A 17659-nucleotide genomic window follows, 5' to 3' on the forward strand; every position below is an offset into this window, starting at 1 on the left:
CTACCAATGATGTGTTCCTAGAGCAGTGCGCCAAGGGGTGACAGCTTGTATTTGTTTGAAAGCCTCAAAGAAGTAGCCAGTCAATACTTAGACGATGAGCAGATGAACCTGCTCAAGCAGGCTTATATTGTTGCTCGAAATGCGCACGAAGGGCAGTTTCGCTCAAGCGGCGAACCCTACATCACCCATCCGTTGGCGGTGGCAAGAATCCTCGCTGAAATGCGCATGGATCACGAAACACTAGCCGCCGCATTGCTCCACGATGTCATTGAAGATACCGAAGTCAGTTATGAAACCCTCGCAGAACAGTTTGGCAAAGACATTGCCGACTTAGTCGAAGGGGTGAGTAAACTCGACAAACTAAAATTTCGCGATAAAAAAGAAGCGCAAGCTGAAAACTTTCGCAAAATGATGATGGCGATGGTGCAGGATATTCGCGTCATCTTAATTAAGCTCACTGACCGCACCCATAATATGCGCACGCTGGGTGCACTGCGCCCTGATAAACGCCGCCGCATTGCGCGTGAAACCCTAGAAATCTACAGTCCAATTGCGAACCGTTTAGGGATCCACGCGATTAAAAACGAGCTCGAAGAACTAGGTTTTGAAGCGCTCTATCCGATGCGTCATCGGGTCTTAAAAGAAGCGGTGAAAAATGCCCGCGGCAACCGCAAAGAGCTGATTAAAAATATCCTCGATGAAATCGCAGGACGGATTGAAGAGGCAGGAATTCGCGGTAAAGTCATTGGCCGTGAAAAACACCTGTTTAGCATCTACACAAAGATGGTCAATAAAGAACTGCAATTTCACGAAGTCATGGATATTTATGGGTTTCGTATTATCGTCGATAATTTAGATACCTGTTATCGCGTACTTGGGCAGATGCACAGCTTATACAAACCGCGCCCAGGGCGGTTTAAAGATTATGTCGCCATTCCTAAAGCCAACGGCTATCAATCGCTGCACACCACGTTAGTAGGCCCTCATGGGGTGCCGGTTGAAATTCAGATCCGTACCGAACATATGGATCAGATGGCCGATAAAGGGATCGCGGCGCATTGGTCTTATAAAACTCATGAGCCCGCCGGAAGTGCCGCACAAGTTCGCGCCCAACGCTGGCTACAAAGTTTATTGGAGCTACAGCAAAGCGCTGGCAACTCCTTTGAATTTATCGAAAACGTGAAAACCGACCTGTTTCCAGACGAGATTTATGTCTTCACTCCTGAGGGCAAAATTATCGAAATGGCAGCAGGTGCAACGCCAGTGGACTTTGCTTACGCAGTGCATACCGATATTGGCAATAGCTGTGTGGGTGCGCGCGTCAACCGTCAACCATATCCGCTAAGCCGGGCGCTCAGTAACGGTCAAACAGTTGAGATTATCACCGCACCGGGTGCTCGCCCAAATGCCGCCTGGCTCAACTTTGTGGTCACTGGCAAAGCCCGTGGCAAAATTCGCCAGTTTCTTAAAACCCAAGAGCGCCAAGATTCTATTGCCCTTGGCAAACGGCTACTCAACCATGCACTCGGTGAATATTCGATTGACGATATTAAAGCCAGTGACTTTGAACGGGTTCTGGCTGATACCAAATGCAACAGTCTTGATGAACTGCTGACCGAAATCGGTTTAGGCAATGCGATGAGCCAAGTCATTGCTCGACGGTTGCTCGGTGAAGATGAATCACCTAACCACTCGCATCGCCATGGCTCAATGGCTATTCGCGGTGCCGAAGGGGTAATGGTCACTTATGCCAAATGCTGTCAGCCAATCCCAGGTGATCCAATTGTTGGCCATATCAGCCCCGGCAAGGGACTCGTGGTACATTTAGAGTCATGCCGCAATATTTACGGTTATCAGAAAGAACCGGATCGCTACATTACCCTTCGCTGGAGTGATGATGCCGATAAAATGGGTGATTATCGCACTGAGCTGCGTATCGATGTGGTCAACCATCAGGGGATTTTAGCCAACCTGACCAATGTCGTGGCCTCAACGGGAGCCAATATCCACAATATTGTGACCGAAGAAAAAGAAGGCCGCGTGTACACCATTGATTTATTAATCACCACGAAAAGCCGTGTTCATTTAGCTGGTATAATGCGCAAAATTAAAGCGATTCCTGAAGTTCTGCGCGTCATCCGCAACCGCAATTAACTATGGGCTGTTGCCCTAGTTAAACGCCCATTGGCGTTAATTTTTTAGAAAATACGGCAGTTGCTTCCACCTCCTCTATACTGAATGAGTAATCATCGGAGGTGGCAATGCAAGTAAAGAAAGTTCTTAGCATCCGCACAAAGCTTATAATTCTTGCAACAGTTTTAACCTTAACCATGCTGGCTGTTGTGGCACTGGTTTGGATCTCGCTGCAGGATAATCAGGCCAACGCCCAAATTATTAATATTGCGGGACGCCAGCGGATGCTGACTAAAAAATTCTCAGCCGAGCAGCTCTATGCAGCGCTCAGTCGCTCCCCTAATCAGCAAACCGTCAGTGCACTGGGTATGGATAACACCCAACAACTTTATGAAGTTTCATTAAATGCGCTGCAAAACGGTGGGCAAACTTACCTTGATTTAGGCATGAGCAAACCGATTACACTGCCAAGTGTCAGTCATAATCAGGTCTACCTCAAGACGCTTAGCAAAGTTAAAGAACTTTGGGCTCAGCAACTTGAAGCAGCAAAATTGATGCACCAAGCCAAAGGCCAGCCAGATTTTGAGCAAAAAGTAGATACTTTTTTACAGCTCAACCACCAAGCGATGGCAGTGATGAATCAAGCGGTTGGGCAGTTTACCGAAACGACGAATGATAATCTTGATGGGATGTTAGTCGATGTCGAGCTGCTTGCGATTGTCAGCCTTATTATTGCTATTGTGATGTCCGGCTGGATCATTGCCAGCATTACCAAACCGATGGACAAATTGATACGAATCAGCAAGCTCTTTAGCGATGGTAAACTAGAACCAAGCCATGATTTAACAGCCATTATTAACACCAGTGAAACTGGCATCATTGCCCAAAGTCTTGAAAAACTGCGCGCCAACTTGCAACACACATTGATGCAGATGCAAACCTCATCATCGCAAGTGCACCTATCTGCCGATCAAGTTTCATCACTATCGGCAGAGATAAGCCAGGTCAATGCCGAAGAGCAGATACAGTTCAAATCAATGATTAATAGCTCTGATGAACTGAGTATGGCTTCGCAGCAATTTAGTGAAATTGCGGCATCCACCTCATCGATTGTTGAGCAATGCACTGAGCAATCACAGCAAGCCAGTGAATCGGTGTCGGATAATATTGAAATGATGCGCTCCACCGCACAAGAAACGCAGCGCGCCTCCGAGGTGATTCAGACCCTAAGTGCCACCGCTGAAAGTGTGTATGGCATTGTCGATTCGATTCGCAATATTTCCGACCAGACCAACCTGTTGGCACTCAATGCGGCCATTGAGGCTGCCCGCGCCGGTGAGCAAGGCCGTGGCTTTGCGGTAGTTGCCGACGAAGTGCGCACGCTTGCCGCTCGCACCGGCAGCTCTACCAACGAGATATCCACTTTGATTGGCGAGCTGACCGATGGCGTTAACAATGCAGTGGCCAGTATGCAAAGTGTTGCAGATAAAGTGACCCAAAGTCAGGATAAATCCAACCTTACCGAAGAGAGTATTGATGCCGTGCGCCGCTTAATCGCGCAGGTTAGCCATTCCCAACAGCAAATTGATGAGCAGGCTCGCACTCAGATTGACCAGCTAAGCCAATTGAAGAGCCGACAGATGGAGTTGTATGAAACGCTTGATGAAAGCCGGCAAAAATCACACGCATCATCGCTCATCGCCGATCAGTTGGCTTCAATATCAAAAGATATCAACACCAGTTTAGCGCAATTTGATTTGGGCAAAACGAAACGTTCAATGTCACGAATTGCTGAAGATAAACGCCATCATCCACGCCTCAAAGCAGGTTTGCACTATGAATTGGTACAAGGTTCTATCCGTTTTGAAGGGGTTACTGAAGATGTCAGTTTAGGTGGCGCGAAACTTTTAGCCACCGAAGAGATTAAACAGATCAAAGCCTCTGAGCCGATTGATGTTTATCTTAACTACTCAAACGATCCGAGCCATAAACTGCGCATTAAAGCCAATTTAGTCGGACAATCACAATCGGCAAATAACACCTTCCAGTATCACCTGAAGTTCACAGAACTTAACAGCGAGCAAAAACAGCTACTGAATAATCTGTTTGCTCAGCATCAGGTAAACAGTGAATTTGTATAACCGATAAACCGTCAATGATAAGAACAAAGGCAGCCACTTAGCTGCCTTTGTCAGTTTTACACTTAAAACAGTCAGCTCATTGAGCGTACAATGAAATTACGTTTAAACGACCTGACATTGAAATTATGACTGATATTGCCAAATCGATACCGCTTTGGCCCAATCTACAACCATCAGATGAGTCACCAGAATACTTGCAAGATGGCTGCTATTTTGCGACCTCCCAACCGTACCTTGAAACATTTCTTGCCCCATATAACCCAAGCCATGGTGCTGTGATTATCTTCCCCGGTGGCGGCATGCAAGCCTTAGCTTGGGAAAAAGAAGGTAAAGCGATTGCCCAGTGGGCCAATCAAACCCTACAAATTGACGCGTTTGTTGTTCACTATCGGCTTATCCCGAACCACTACCCTGACCCACAATATGACGCTCGCCAGGCAATTCGACTGGTTCGCCATAATGCGCAGCGCTGGCAACTCAATCCGCAAGCCATTGGGGTCATGGGGTTTTCTATCGGCGGACATTTAGCTTTACAGCTAGCGATAGCGCCAGACTTATATCCACCTTTAGAGGATGAACTGATTCAATACGACGCTCGTCCCAACTGGGGAATTTTGGGTTATCCGGTGTCAACAATGAATAGCGATCTTGCCCATCAACCTTCAACCCAAAGGATGTTTAATGGTCTACCGGACAAAGAGCAGCAACACGCTTGTGACCTTGCCCAGTGGGTCAGCGAAAAAACACCACCACTGTTTATCTTTCATGAACAAGGCGATCCAGCGGTGAGTGCACAGCAAAGTATTCGGCTGATGCAACACTTACAAAGCGTCAATACTTTAAATGAGCTGCATCTATTTCCCGGTAATAAACACAGCCTAGGACTTGCTGAAAGTGAACCGGGCAATGTTCGGATTTGGCCAACGCTTGCCAAACGCTGGCTTAATTCTGCCCAGTTTATTTAAGTAAGGGACTATTGCCCTGACCCCTTATAAAAAAGGCAGACCACTGGCCTGCCCATCTTTTTGCTTACGCTAAAAAACTAATCTTTTTTATGCGCAAGATATTTAACTAGTGAAATGTACTCACCAACATTACTGACTGAACTTGGCTCCACTTGGTATTTACCGTTAACGATGACGGTTGGAACACCCTGAATTTGGTAATCTTCAACCGATTTATTCATCTGTGCGACTAACCCATTCACAGCAAAGCTGTTCACAGCGCTATCGAACTCTTCACCAGAGGCGATGCCGTTATCGATAAAAATCTGGCGAATATCGTTGCGACTAGTAATCGGCGTATGTTTGACATGAATCGCATCAAAAAAGGCTGGCACCATTTTTTTATTCACACCGAGCACTTCTGCCACAGCATAAGCTCGCACCATCTCTTCGCCCATGTCACCACCTAAAAAGGCCACATGCACCCGTTTAAAGGCCACATCCGGCATGCTTTTTTCCATTTTTTCAAAAATCTGTTCAAAAGCATAACAGTGAGGACAATACAGAGAGAAAAACTCAGTCACCTGCGGTTTTGCCGTTGCTTGCTGGCGAACTACTTGGTAGTTTTGCCCTTCAACAAAGGCCTGGGCACTAGCGACCATCGGCAACATCAGAGCAAAAATCAGAACACACAGTTTTTTCATGAAAAAATCCAAGTCAATTTAAGGCTGTCGTTTAGCTTACGGGGTTATAAAAGCCAAATCAACGCTTGCTTAAAGGTAAAGATTAATACAATACGCGTGATAATGGCGCCTCGCGCAGTGCCGAGAGTTGCTCTTTGAGCGCTAAAATTTGGTTTTCCCAATACTGCTGCGAGTTAAACCAAGGAAACGCTCGCTGAAATGCGCCATCTTCCCAGCGTTTAGCCAGCCAGCCCATGTAGTGGATCATCCGCATTGCTCGCAGTGGCTCAATCCATTTGAGCTCTTTATCCGGGAAATGGGCAAACTCTTCATACCCTTCTAAAACCGTATCTAACTGAATTAGCCGCTCTTGGCGCTCACCACTTAACAACATCCAGATATCCTGAACAGCAGGCCCCATCCGCGCATCGTCTAAATCCAACAGCTTTGGTCCATCAAGCCATAAAATATTACCCGGATGACAATCACCGTGCAGACGAATTAATTCACTGGGATGATATTGGCTTTTCACTTCATCGCGCACTTGCTCAGCTATCGCGAAAAAGGCACGTTTAATCGAATCCGGTAGCCAGCTTTGCAATAGAGCTAGAGGACGTTCAATAAAATCGTCGATATTAAGCGTTGGACGAACCTGAAACGGCTCTTGCGCACCGACCTGATGTAACCGCCCCAAATAGCGACCCACCTGGGCCAGTTGGTCTAAATTATCCACCTCGAAACTGCGCCCGCCCACGCTATTAAATAGCGCAAAGCGCACATCTTGCCAGTGCAATAATGTTTGGCCATTGATATTAAGCGGTGCCACAATCGGCACTTCAGCTTCAACTAACTGTTCACAGAATCGGTGATCTTCAAGAATTTGCGCATCCGTAAGTCGGTTAGGTCGATAAAACTTGACCACATAACGCTTATTGTCGTCGGCGAGGAACTGATAAACCCGGTTTTCATAGCTGTTTAAGGCCAGCAAACCACTTTGCGGGAAAATCCCCACTGATTCCAATGCATCAAGTTGGCAGTCAGGGGTTAGATGAGAAAAATTAAATTGCGCCATAATCGCTTATCCGGGCAAACCATACCCCATGATAGCAGACTCAAGCGCATCTTCTGCTAGAGGTTGTTGATCTTTTATGATTCGTTTTGCGCCAATCAAAGAGGGATTTGGGCCAGATAAACATTATTGGTGTAATGTAGTTATGGACCACAAATCCCGTTTAACGCCGAATAAATCGGCCTCAGATACTGCCCTTTAGGTTCATTTAAACGCAGGCTGTGGCGCATTCAATTTAAACAAACTTCAATCACAAAAGATCAACAACCCCTAATTTTATTTGATAATTCCGCGAGCTTTTAAAATCGCAGTTTTAAAATCTTCTTCGTAATCTTTTTGTAATCCAGGAATGGCTTTACCTTCACCGGTTTCTTTCATTTTTAACTGGTAAATCAGCATATCATCGCTGAGCTCTGCCAGCGGACCGGTAAAACCTGCTTCTTTGGCAATCTGCGTGAGCATTTCAGTCAGGTTTAACTCCTGATGCTGTAGCCAAACAGGGGTCAACAACTCAATGAGTTCTTCTATACGATGGCACTGCATCATTACTCCTTAGCATACACGTTACATAATCATTACAAAGTGTAGGGGATTGTGAACAGCGAAGCAATCGATTCTGTGAACTATCCCACTTAATTAAGGTATGATAACTCATCTACGCCACCGTTATACATTGCTCAATCGACGGGCATTCAAAGATAACGGATGAAGCATAAAGCTAATTATTCTATGATGGACAAACACTGATCTTATAAATGTTGCATTTTTTTACGAAAAATCGCAGCACTCATGTTTATTCATTCGATATTCACCATCAATTTGGGGATGAAAAGTATGTTAGAAAAAATAAACCCTACCCAAACGGCAGCGTGGCAAGAGCTTGAAGCGCACTTCAAAGCCATGAAAAAGACCACTCTTAAAGAGCTCTTTGCAAATGACCCGAACCGTTTTGATAAATACACTGCCTGCTTTAATGATCAAATTCTTCTGGATTACTCGAAAAACCTGATTACGGATGAAACGCTAAGCAAATTATTTAATCTTGCTAAACAGTGTAAGCTTGACGAAGCAACTAAAGCGATGTTCAGCGGTGAAAAAATTAACCGCACAGAAGACCGCGCCGTACTGCACACTGCACTGCGTAACCGCTCCAATACTCCTGTCTATGTAGATGGCCAGGATGTGATGCCACAGGTCAATGCTGTTCTTGAAAAAATGAAAGCATTCTGTGCAAAAATCCACAGCGGTGAATGGACAGGCTACACAGGCAAAGCAATTCGCAGCGTTGTGAATATTGGTATCGGCGGCTCAGATTTAGGCCCGGTAATGATTACCGAAGCCCTAAAACCTTATAAAAAAGCCAACATTGATAGCTATTTCGTATCAAACGTCGATGGCACTCACATTGCTGAAACACTGAAAAAACTCGATCCAGAAACCACGTTGTTTCTAGTTGCATCGAAAACTTTCACCACTCAAGAAACCATGACCAACGCGCACAGTGCTCGCGACTGGTTCTTAGCCAGCGCCAAAGACGAAGCATTTGTTGCTAAACACTTTGCCGCGCTATCAACCAATGCCAAAGCAGTGAGTGAATTTGGCATTGATACCGACAATATGTTCGAATTCTGGGACTGGGTCGGTGGTCGTTACTCTTCATGGTCAGCGATTGGTTTGTCTATCGCGCTTAGCATCGGCTTCGACAACTTTGAAGAATTGCTCGCAGGTGCCCACGAAATGGACCAACATTTTGTCAGCACACCTATTGAGAAAAACCTGCCTGCACTGTTGGGCTTAATCGGGATCTGGTACAACAACTTCTTTGGTGCACAAACTGTTGCCCTGCTGCCTTATGACCAATACATGCACCGTTTCCCTGCCTACTTCCAGCAAGGTGATATGGAATCAAACGGTAAATACGTGGATCGCAACGGCAATCCAGTTGATTACCAAACGGGTCCTATCATCTGGGGTGAAGCAGGCACCAACGGCCAGCATGCGTTCTATCAGTTGATTCACCAAGGCACAAAACTTATCCCTGCCGACTTTATCGCACCAGCACAAACCCATAACCCACTGGGCGATCATCACCAGAAACTGTTGTCTAACTTCTTTGCACAAACCGAAGCACTGGCGTTTGGTAAAGATGCAGACACCGTTCGCGCAGAATTTGTTGCCCAAGGCAAAGCGGCCGATGAAATCGAACAGCTGGTTCCATTTAAAGTTTTCCAAGGCAACCGCCCAACCAACTCGATTCTGATGCAGAAAATTACACCGCGCTCATTAGGTTCTCTTATCGCGATGTATGAGCACAAAATCTTTGTTCAAGGGGTTATCTGGAATATCTTTACCTTTGACCAATGGGGTGTTGAGCTGGGTAAACAACTGGCTAATAAAATTCTGCCGGAACTGGGCGATGATGCAACCGTCACCAGCCACGACAGCTCTACAAACGGCTTGATCAATACCTTTAAAAAATGGCGTTAAGCACACTGCTTAAATAATATCGCTATCTGAGCCTGCCAAACGGCAGGCTTTTTTATACGTACGAAAAAGACCAAGAAAAAGCCGTTAATCTCTTGCTACCACAGAGCATCAAGCCCATCATGGATAGCGAGCTTGGCTTGTAGTGGGAAGCAAGATGGGAGCGAAACAAAATAGGGTTGCCATTTTTGATGGTTATAGGGTATTTATATTGATAACTAAGAGTAACCTTATATAAAGATATTTTAGTGTTAAACCAAACTTAAACTTTTTATTAGAAATTCATTAATCCAAATGGCTGATGAAATTCATCATAATAGTAGTAAGGTGGGTGGGTTATGAAAAACTCTTTTGCCTTTTTATAGAGGAGATTTTTTTTTGCACTGCTTATTTTTGTGTTTAATCTATATTTTTGAGAACCATTTTTATTAAAAAAAATAGACAAATCCTCACCGTAGAGTGAAATAATTGAACCATAATAATAGGCTTTATCAATATTTTTATCATATTCACCCCACCCCCGAATATAAGATACAAAAAGATATTTTATAAAATCTCTATCACCTGACTGAACAGCGAGTTTTTTATATTTATTCATTAACTTCACATTTTTCTTGGACTCGTAATATGTAGATAAAAGACTATATGCTGGAACAAAACCATTATTAGCTGACTGCGTAATATATTTCAATTTTTTAGACTTGTCATTTTTAAATAGATAAACAGCTGAACCTTGATAGCCCTGATTAAATGATTTTATTGCCATTTTATTTAATTTTTCTTGGCCCATACTAGGTAACCACTTCGTAAGTCGATACCAATAGCTATCTTCTTTGTGAAGTAATAAAGCGAATGTTGCTTTGCCATTACCTTTTTTCGACAATTTCTCCCAACTCTCTAATGCTTTACCCTTCCATTTAGAATCACAGGGCCAAAAAGAACAAAAGGGAAAAGCATTATCTGGGTCTAATCGGTCCATAGCCCATGGGTCACCCATTTTTGCGGCTTTCAATAGTATTCTCCCAGCATCTAGTCGTTTCATGCCACCTTCTAACTGATAGGTATTGCCCAGCCAATACATGGCATGGGCATTTCCTTGTTCTCCAAGCTTTTGAAACACCTGTTCAGCTTTTTGGTAATGGTGATGCCACAGGGCGTCAAGCCCATCATGGATGGAAGGCATTGCCTGAAGCGGGAAGCTCATGCCAATACATAATAAGATAGCTATGAATAAGTATCGGGATTGCATTAAATTTTTAAAATTAGATGAAATTTTTCATTAGGCTATACATAGAATATTTAACTCTATTGGTTGAAATTTATAGCATAAAATGGTAAAGAAAACTCATCGTAGTAATGATAGGGAGGATGATTATAAAAAAAGGCCTTTGCTTTTTGGGTCAATAAAAGTTTTGTATCATTAGTAATCTTTGCGTTTAATCTATATTGCTTAAAACCATCTTTAGTAAAGAAATTAGATAGATTTTTGCCATAATATGACAATATTTTTCCATAAAAATATGCTTTTTTATAGTCTTTATTATATCCATTTAGCCCTTGCAAGTATACTTCAAAAAGGTAATTTATAAATCCAACATCACCTGATTCAATAGCTTTTTCTCTATATATTTTCATTAAATTAATTTTTTTCCCCTTTCGGTAGAATATAGCTAATTGTCCATATGCTGGAATAAAATTATTATTAGCTGCCTGTTGAAAATATTTTAAATCATGAAATTTAGAGTTGTTAAATAAATAAAATGAAGCGCCTTGATACCCCTGATGGAAAGCTGTAAGCGCCATTTTATTTAGCCTCTCTTGCCCCAGACCAGGGAGCCATTTTGTGACATTATACCAAAAGGTTCTGTCTTTACGTAATGCGAGGGCAAATGTCGCCTTTCCGTTGCCTTGTTTGGATTGTCTTTCCCAAATTGCTGCAGCCTTACTGTCCCATTTTGAATCACATGGCCAGACCGTACAAAGTGAATACGGGTTTTTAGAGTAAAGACGATACATCGCCCAAGGGTCACCCATTTTTGCGGCTTTCAACAGAATTCGCCCGGCATCCAACCGTTTCATCCTCCCCTCTAACTGGTAGGTATTGCCCAGCCAATACATGGCATGGGCATTTCCTTGTTCTCCAAGCTTTTGAAACACCTGTTCAGCTTTTTGGTAGTGATGATGCCACAGGGCATCAAGTCCATCGTGAATAGTGGGCTTGGCTTGTAGTGGGAAACTCATAGCAAAGCACAATAGAGAAATTATTTTAAAGTATCGAGATCGCATGAACGTTTTTAATAAGCAGATAGGAAATGTGTATACCTTGACTACAACCAATTAAAACCTCATTGCATAAAATGGGAAAGAAAACTCATCATAATAGTGATATGGGGGGTGGGTGCGAACAAATTCTTTTGCTTTTTGGGTGAATATAATTTGCTTATCTTTTGCGACCTTTGTCGATAAACTAAAGTCTTTAGAAGTCTTATCTGCTCTAAAAAATCCTGATACATCTTCACCATATAATGATGCAATTTTGCCATAGTAATAAGCTTTTTCAGGATTTTTACTATATCCCAGAGCACCTTGCATATGCTCATGGAATAATAAACTTATAAAATCAGTCTCACCTGATTGGAGGGCCTTTTCCTGATATTTTTCTGCGAGTTTAATATTAACTATTTTCTTATAATGTATAGTTAACACCCGATATGCAGGGATAAAACCAGCGCCTGCAGCTTGAATGATATATTTGAAGTCATGAGGTGTCGAATGATTTGCTATATAATAGGATGCCCCTAGGTACCCTTGATGAAAGGCTTTAAGCGCCATTTTATTGAGTTTTTCTTGCCCCATACCAGGAAGCCATTTCATGACATTATACCAAAAGGTTCTTTCTTTACGTAATGCAAGGGCAAATGTTGCTTTACCATTTCCTTCTTTTGATTGTTTCTCCCAAATTGCTGCAGCCTTACCGTCCCATTTTGAATCACATGGCCAGACAGTACAAAGAGAATATGGATTTTTAGTATAAAGGCGATACATCGCCCAGGGATCACCCATCTTTGCAGCTTTCAACAGAATTCGCCCGGCATCTAGTCGTTTCATACCGCCCTCTAATTGATAGGTATTGCCTAGCCAATACATGGCATGGGCATCACCTTTATTGGCCTGCTCATCAAAAATCTTTTCTGCTTTGGCAAATTCATGATGGTTTAGCGCATCTAGCCCTGAGTCAACAGAGGCAAGTGTTCTAAACGAAGTTGCTAAAATAAAGACAAGTGCCATGGCTAGGAAAAGAAACTGAATGACAGCTCCTTTTATTTTCTTAATAAAATTTAACATTAAAATAGAGGCTAATAAATACCGAAAAATTCTTCACTAAATTCACTATAATTTTTAGTTGGCTTAATATTATTTTCTTTTATATAAGTATCTACAGATTTTTTTATATTCTCTCTATCTTTCTTAGAAAGGCTATTGACCCATTTATCCCATCGAGGATCAATCGATGCCGTCAGATCGCCAAGATATTTTGCTAAATAAAAATATGCTTTTTTTATATTTTTTTTGCTTCTTATATGCGATTCTGGAATAAAGTGCAGCTTTCCCATTGCCACATATCGAAGCTTTATTCATCCAATCTAAATATTTCGAGCTTTTCTCATCAAAAAGAACTCCATAATCAAACATGGCCTCACAGTTACCTTTATCCGCTAATTCTTTTATATAATTTTCAGAGTTATCTAGATCCATATTGAAACTTTTCAAAGCGGCATAATCTGAGCCATGATGAAATGAGTCTATGACTTTATTTGCGTATAATTTTTTACTTAATATTGGAATATATTTTGTATACCAAGGTCGGTCACGCAATAGAAGCGCAAGCTCCGCATTACCATCACCTTGCTCAGCTTGTTTTTTCCAAATCGCTAACGCTTTATCCAGCCATTTGGAATCACAAGGCCAGCCAAACATTCCGCAAGGCGATTCATTATTACTTGGAGCAAGACGGTTCATTGCCCATGGGTCGCCTTTTTTAGCCGCTTGTAACATAATTTGCCCTGCGGCAAACGCCTTTTCCCCTCGCTGCAGAAACATCGCGTTAGCCTGCCAATATCGAGCATGTACATCGCCTTTATCCGCCTGCTCGGCAAAAATCTTTTCTGCTTTGGCTAATTCATGATGGCTTAACGCATCTAAGCCAGCATCAACAGAAGCACAAGCTCTGAAGGGAATTAATAAGATGAAGAGAAGATACGCAGATATAAAAAGGAACGGGATTACAGCTCCTTTCTCATTCTTAATAAAATTAGACATTAAAATAGCGGCTAATAAATACCAAAGAACTCTTCACTAAATTCGCTATAGTTTTTAGTTGACATAATATTATTATTTTTTATATAAGAATTAGCTCTTTTTTGTATATTTTCTCTATCTTGTATCGATATATTTTTTATCCAAGATTCTATATGGGGGTCTGTTAAAGTGGGATCATTGCCTAGATACACTCCTAGTACACCATAAAAATATGCTTTCTCATAATCTTGATTAGATTCATAAAAGATAAGAGCATATTCAGCCCCACGACTATATCCACATTTAGCGGCATCTCGCATCCAATCTAAATACTGTGTTTTTTGGTCATTCAAACTGACACCATAACTAAATATCGCTCGACAATTGCCTTTAAGTGCAACTTTTTTTATATATGTGTATTTATCTTTAATATCAGTATGTAAAATTTTGAATGCAGCATAATCTGAGCCATGACTAAATGCATCAACTAGCTTATCTGCATACATTTTTTTCCCCAACACAGGGATAAAACGCATATACCAAGGCCGATCACGTAATAGAAGCGCAAGTTCCGCATTACCGTCACCTTGCTCGGCTTGTTTTTTCCAAGTCGCTAACGCTTTATCCAGCCATTTTGAATCACAAGGCCAGCCAAACATGCTACAAGGCGATTCGTTATTACTTGGATCAAGACGGTTCATCGCCCAAGGATCACCCATTTGGGCAGCCTTGAGTAGAATTCGCCCGGCATCCAACCGTTTTATGCCCCCTTCTAACTGGTAGGTATTCCCCAACCAATACATAGCATGGGCATTGCCCTGAGCAGCACCTTGCTCAAAGTACTGCTCAGCTTGCGTTTCATTCCCCTGGTTAAGGGCTGCCAAACCTGCTTGCACAACTCCGCCCTGAGCGGTTTCACTGAGCAATGCCAGAATAAGAAAGACATGCAGAAATCGTTTGGTCATCAATACCTGAATTTTATTCAATGGATTCAAAAATGTTCAATGGTCCTTCACCAATACGCTCTCGGTGTCGCTGCACTCGCTGAGCGACTTCCACTTTAAACGTCGCTTCGTCCATATCCCGCCAGTAACGTGCAGGCCGCCCCGTTTGGCTGTCTTCAGCTGCAGTCGTTGGGTCTTCCGGGCGACTCATCTCCAACGCTAATGTATCTGGCAAGGGACGACTCACATCCATGTAGCTCAGAACAAAATTCCACAACCGAACATATTCTCCGCGAGCCTGACTCCCGCCCGGGAGCATCACCGAGAGCGGAACGCCCATTCGGTAGCCTTGGTACCTATGAACCAACATTAATCCATATCGAATCAGCCCCTGAGAATAAGGCGCTGAGGTCAGCACACAGTCAAATTCAATAAATGGATGTTGGAATCGGACTCGCCGAAAGCGACCATATAATGTCACCAGACCATTTTGACGATTGAGCTCAAAGTACAAACGTGGCTTTAAGAACCAGGGATTAGTACAAAATCGTGTCGAGAGTTCAAATTGTAACCAAATCAGGGCACTAGGCAGGAAAAGCCATTCAAGATAAATATAGACTGCTCTTGCTGTAATGACCCAATCATAATCAGATTTAATGAAAACAACCAAAAATGAAAAGATTGCCGCAAAAGAAAAATACAACACAATCACTTTTGCAAATGCAGCCAGAAGTAAATACAACCGCCCCCATAGCTGTGGGATATAGATTTGAATAAATTGTTCGTTCCAATTGTAACGCAGCTCTTTGTCGGTAGACTCAAAGCCTTCTCGCCATTGCTGTGGGGAGAACTCCTTCAGCAATGGCTCTGGGATCTGCTCGTCTGGTTGGATATACGGTAAAGTCGTTTGCCCGGTCGACAACAACTTTTTAAAAATTCCCTTGGGTTTAGTGGGTTTTTGAAGAGTGACTTTTTGACTAGTGTAACTTTTAGAACCATACATACTCATCACCGAGTTGACGAAATATTTGTTCAGCTTTTTGATAGTGGAGATACCACAGGGCATCAAGCCCATCATGGATAGCAAGCTTGGCTTGTAGCGGGAAACTAATAGCAAAGCACAATAGAGCGGTTATTTTTAAGTATCGAGATTGCATGAATGTTTTTAATAAGCACCTAGGAAATATGTATCCCCTGATTATTACAAATTAAAAGTCCATTACATCAAACGGGAAAGAATATTCATCATAATAATGATAAGGCGGATGAGAATGAACAAATTCTTTTGCTTTCTTTATATAAATTTGTTTTTTAACATTTACTACTTTTGTCTCTAGCCTATAATTTTCAAGTCCATCTTTACGAAAGACATTGGACAATTCATCACCATAAAAAGAAATTATTTTTCCATAATAATAAGCTTTGTTATAATCTTTTTTATACCCCCACCCTTCAAAATATGAGTAAAATAGATCTTTTATAAATTTTTTATCTCCTGATTCGATAGCCATTTTTCTATATTTTTTCATTGCACAAAGGTTATTTTGTTTCTTATAAAAGGTAGCTAGTAAGCTATACGTAGGAATAAATCCTTTATTAGCTGAGAGTAAAAGATACTTTAATTTTTCAGATTTACTATGATTAAATAAATAGATAGATGCACCTTGGTAGCCTTGTTTGAGAGATTTAAGCGCCATTTCATTGAGCTTTTCTTGCCCCATACCAGGCAACCATTTTGTAACCCGATACCAATAAGTATCTTCTTTATGAAACATTAAGGCAAATGTCGCTTTACCATTGCCTTGCTTTGATAATTTCTCCCAACCTTCTACAGCTTTACTTTTCCATTTGGAGTTACAAGGCCAGACGGTACAAAGAGAGAGCCCATTATCCGGATCTAAGCGACTCATTGCCCAGGGATCTCCCATCTTTGCGGCTTTCAACAGAATTCTCCCTGCATCCAGTCGTTTCATGCCACCTTCTAACTGGTAGGTATTGCCCAGCCAATACATGGCATGGGCATCACCTTTATCGGCCTGATCAGCAAAAATCTTTTCTGCTTTGGCAAATTCATGATGGTTTAGCGCATCTAAGCCAGCATCAACAGAGGCACAAGCTCGGAAGGGAATTAATAAGATGAAGAGAAGATAAGCAGATATAAAAAGGAACTGAATGACAGCTCTTTTTATTTTCTTAATAAAATTAGACATTAAAATAGAGGCTAATAAATACCAAAGAACTCTTCACTAAATTCGCTATAGTTTTTACTTGGTTTAATATTATTTTCTTTTATATATTTATCAACCTGTTGTTTAATTTTCATCTTTTCTTCTTCTGAAAAATTATTTATCCAATGTTCATGAAATGGATCTACATTATTGCCATTATCTCCAAGGTATTCTCCTAATAAACCATAAAAATATGCTTTTTTATATTCATGGTTTATTTTATAAGTATAAAATACATAAAATGCCGATTTTGAATATCCATTTTTAACAGATTCTTTCATTTTATTTAAGAAATCAATACTAAATTTTTTATATGCAAATGCAGAATAGTATTCTGCTTCTGAATTTCCATTTTTAGCAACCTCTTGTATATATTTATACTTGTTATCTATATTCGTGTGTAGAATTCTAAAAGCAGCATACTCCGCCCCATGGTTAAACGCATCTGATTGTTTTTCCCAAATTGCTGCAGCCTTACTATCCCATTTTGAATCACATGGCCAGACCGTACAAAGAGAATACGGGTTTTTGGAGTAAAGACGATACATCGCCCAAGGGTCACCCATTTTAGCGGCTTTTAGAAAAATCCACCCTGCATCCAACCGTTTCATCCTCCCTTCTAACTGATAGGTATTGCCCAGCCAATACATGGCATGGTGTCCACTTCCCCATTAATGAGACAGTTCTAAAGTAGAGTTTCCCAGTTGTTTTCGGTAAGCCGCCGGTGGCAGATT

16 protein-coding genes are annotated in these 17659 nt (G+C 41.9%); 4 read left to right on the forward strand and 12 right to left on the reverse strand.

Going from position 1 to position 17659, the window contains the following annotated elements; genetic code table 11:
* Positions 1-45 precede the first annotated feature (45 nt).
* From spoT to ABTQ23_RS08465, 3 genes are all read left to right on the forward strand, one after another.
* Complete coding sequence (gene spoT / locus ABTQ23_RS08455) at positions 46-2154, forward strand: bifunctional GTP diphosphokinase/guanosine-3',5'-bis pyrophosphate 3'-pyrophosphohydrolase (RefSeq protein ID WP_408615252.1); 2109 nt, start codon at positions 46-48, stop codon at positions 2152-2154.
* 107 nt (positions 2155-2261) lie between these two features.
* Positions 2262-4274: a methyl-accepting chemotaxis protein gene (locus ABTQ23_RS08460; protein ID WP_408615253.1), complete on the forward strand. Its 2013-nt coding sequence runs from the start codon at positions 2262-2264 to the stop codon at positions 4272-4274.
* Positions 4275-4399: 125 nt separating this feature from the next.
* Entirely contained in the window at positions 4400-5239 is an 840-nt protein-coding gene (locus ABTQ23_RS08465; RefSeq protein WP_408615254.1) for an alpha/beta hydrolase, read from the forward strand.
* Positions 5240-5316: 77 nt separating this feature from the next.
* Here ABTQ23_RS08465 and ABTQ23_RS08470 read toward each other — a convergent pair whose 3' ends face one another.
* The 3 genes from ABTQ23_RS08470 to ABTQ23_RS08480 all read right to left on the reverse strand — a co-directional run bounded on the left by ABTQ23_RS08470 (position 5317) and on the right by ABTQ23_RS08480 (position 7513).
* Positions 5317-5922, reverse strand: a complete 606-nt coding sequence (locus ABTQ23_RS08470) for a thiol:disulfide interchange protein DsbA/DsbL (RefSeq protein WP_408615255.1) — start codon at positions 5920-5922, stop codon at positions 5317-5319.
* Between the two features lie 82 nt (positions 5923-6004).
* Positions 6005-6973, reverse strand: a complete 969-nt coding sequence (locus ABTQ23_RS08475) for a serine/threonine protein kinase (RefSeq protein WP_408615256.1) — start codon at positions 6971-6973, stop codon at positions 6005-6007.
* Between the two features lie 273 nt (positions 6974-7246).
* Complete coding sequence (locus ABTQ23_RS08480) at positions 7247-7513, reverse strand: YihD family protein (RefSeq protein WP_408615282.1); 267 nt, start codon at positions 7511-7513, stop codon at positions 7247-7249.
* Between the two features lie 291 nt (positions 7514-7804).
* Between ABTQ23_RS08480 and pgi the strand changes: the two genes are divergently transcribed.
* On the forward strand, positions 7805-9457 hold the full coding sequence (gene pgi / locus ABTQ23_RS08485) for a glucose-6-phosphate isomerase (protein WP_408615257.1): 1653 nt from the start codon (positions 7805-7807) through the stop codon (positions 9455-9457).
* A gap of 271 nt (positions 9458-9728) precedes the next feature.
* On the opposite strand, the gene ABTQ23_RS08490 is transcribed toward pgi, so the two are convergent.
* The 9 genes from ABTQ23_RS08490 to ABTQ23_RS08530 form a co-directional block, all read right to left on the reverse strand.
* Positions 9729-10658 carry an SEL1-like repeat protein gene (locus ABTQ23_RS08490; protein WP_408615258.1) on the reverse strand — a complete coding sequence of 310 codons (930 nt, stop codon included), beginning with the start codon at positions 10656-10658 and terminating at the stop codon, positions 9729-9731.
* Between the two features lie 101 nt (positions 10659-10759).
* Positions 10760-11695 (reverse strand): SEL1-like repeat protein, encoded by a 936-nt coding sequence (locus tag ABTQ23_RS08495; protein ID WP_408615259.1) that lies wholly within the window; start codon positions 11693-11695, stop codon positions 10760-10762.
* A 96-nt stretch (positions 11696-11791) separates the two neighbouring features.
* Positions 11792-12799, reverse strand: coding sequence for a hypothetical protein (locus ABTQ23_RS08500; RefSeq protein ID WP_408615260.1), 1008 nt, complete (start codon positions 12797-12799; stop codon positions 11792-11794).
* Between the two features lie 159 nt (positions 12800-12958).
* Positions 12959-13774, reverse strand: a complete 816-nt coding sequence (locus ABTQ23_RS08505; RefSeq protein ID WP_408615261.1) for a hypothetical protein — start codon at positions 13772-13774, stop codon at positions 12959-12961.
* An 11-nt stretch (positions 13775-13785) separates the two neighbouring features.
* Positions 13786-14739: an SEL1-like repeat protein gene (locus ABTQ23_RS08510; protein ID WP_408615262.1), complete on the reverse strand. Its 954-nt coding sequence runs from the start codon at positions 14737-14739 to the stop codon at positions 13786-13788.
* Positions 14732-15700, reverse strand: coding sequence for a hypothetical protein (locus tag ABTQ23_RS08515; RefSeq protein WP_408615263.1), 969 nt, complete (start codon positions 15698-15700; stop codon positions 14732-14734). Before ABTQ23_RS08515 ends, ABTQ23_RS08510 begins: the two co-directional genes overlap by 8 nt.
* Complete coding sequence (locus ABTQ23_RS08520) at positions 15687-15854, reverse strand: hypothetical protein (protein WP_408615264.1); 168 nt, start codon at positions 15852-15854, stop codon at positions 15687-15689. The genes ABTQ23_RS08515 and ABTQ23_RS08520 overlap by 14 nt, the downstream gene beginning before the upstream one ends.
* 51 nt (positions 15855-15905) lie before the next feature.
* Positions 15906-16907 carry an SEL1-like repeat protein gene (locus ABTQ23_RS08525; RefSeq protein WP_408615265.1) on the reverse strand — a complete coding sequence of 334 codons (1002 nt, stop codon included), beginning with the start codon at positions 16905-16907 and terminating at the stop codon, positions 15906-15908.
* Positions 16908-16918: 11 nt separating this feature from the next.
* The gene (locus ABTQ23_RS08530) at positions 16919-17575 is read right to left on the reverse strand and encodes a hypothetical protein (RefSeq protein WP_408615266.1); all 657 of its coding nucleotides are present in this window, start codon (positions 17573-17575) and stop codon (positions 16919-16921) included.
* Positions 17576-17659: the final 84 nt, after the last annotated feature.

Origin of the sequence: Celerinatantimonas sediminis, from assembly GCF_046054195.1 — a bacterium.
In the GTDB taxonomy this organism is placed as follows: Bacteria; Pseudomonadota; Gammaproteobacteria; order Enterobacterales; family Celerinatantimonadaceae; genus Celerinatantimonas.

What these genes read in the sequence shown, in the direction of transcription:
- ABTQ23_RS08460 (WP_408615253.1), top strand. Translation starts at nt 2,262, where the DNA reads ATGCAAGTAAAGAAAGTTCTTAGCATCCGCACAAAGCTTATAATTCTT.
- ABTQ23_RS08465 (WP_408615254.1), top strand. Translation starts at nt 4,400, where the DNA reads ATGACTGATATTGCCAAATCGATACCGCTTTGGCCCAATCTACAACCA.
- ABTQ23_RS08470 (WP_408615255.1), bottom strand. Translation starts at nt 5,922, where the DNA reads ATGAAAAAACTGTGTGTTCTGATTTTTGCTCTGATGTTGCCGATGGTC.
- ABTQ23_RS08475 (WP_408615256.1), bottom strand. Translation starts at nt 6,973, where the DNA reads ATGGCGCAATTTAATTTTTCTCATCTAACCCCTGACTGCCAACTTGAT.
- ABTQ23_RS08480 (WP_408615282.1), bottom strand. Translation starts at nt 7,513, where the DNA reads ATGCAGTGCCATCGTATAGAAGAACTCATTGAGTTGTTGACCCCTGTT.
- pgi (WP_408615257.1), top strand. Translation starts at nt 7,805, where the DNA reads ATGTTAGAAAAAATAAACCCTACCCAAACGGCAGCGTGGCAAGAGCTT.
- ABTQ23_RS08490 (WP_408615258.1), bottom strand. Translation starts at nt 10,658, where the DNA reads ATGAGCTTCCCGCTTCAGGCAATGCCTTCCATCCATGATGGGCTTGAC.
- ABTQ23_RS08495 (WP_408615259.1), bottom strand. Translation starts at nt 11,695, where the DNA reads ATGAGTTTCCCACTACAAGCCAAGCCCACTATTCACGATGGACTTGAT.
- ABTQ23_RS08500 (WP_408615260.1), bottom strand. Translation starts at nt 12,799, where the DNA reads ATGTTAAATTTTATTAAGAAAATAAAAGGAGCTGTCATTCAGTTTCTT.
- ABTQ23_RS08505 (WP_408615261.1), bottom strand. Translation starts at nt 13,774, where the DNA reads ATGTCTAATTTTATTAAGAATGAGAAAGGAGCTGTAATCCCGTTCCTT.
- ABTQ23_RS08515 (WP_408615263.1), bottom strand. Translation starts at nt 15,700, where the DNA reads ATGTATGGTTCTAAAAGTTACACTAGTCAAAAAGTCACTCTTCAAAAA.
- ABTQ23_RS08520 (WP_408615264.1), bottom strand. Translation starts at nt 15,854, where the DNA reads ATGCAATCTCGATACTTAAAAATAACCGCTCTATTGTGCTTTGCTATT.
- ABTQ23_RS08525 (WP_408615265.1), bottom strand. Translation starts at nt 16,907, where the DNA reads ATGTCTAATTTTATTAAGAAAATAAAAAGAGCTGTCATTCAGTTCCTT.
- ABTQ23_RS08530 (WP_408615266.1), bottom strand. Translation starts at nt 17,575, where the DNA reads ATGTATTGGCTGGGCAATACCTATCAGTTAGAAGGGAGGATGAAACGG.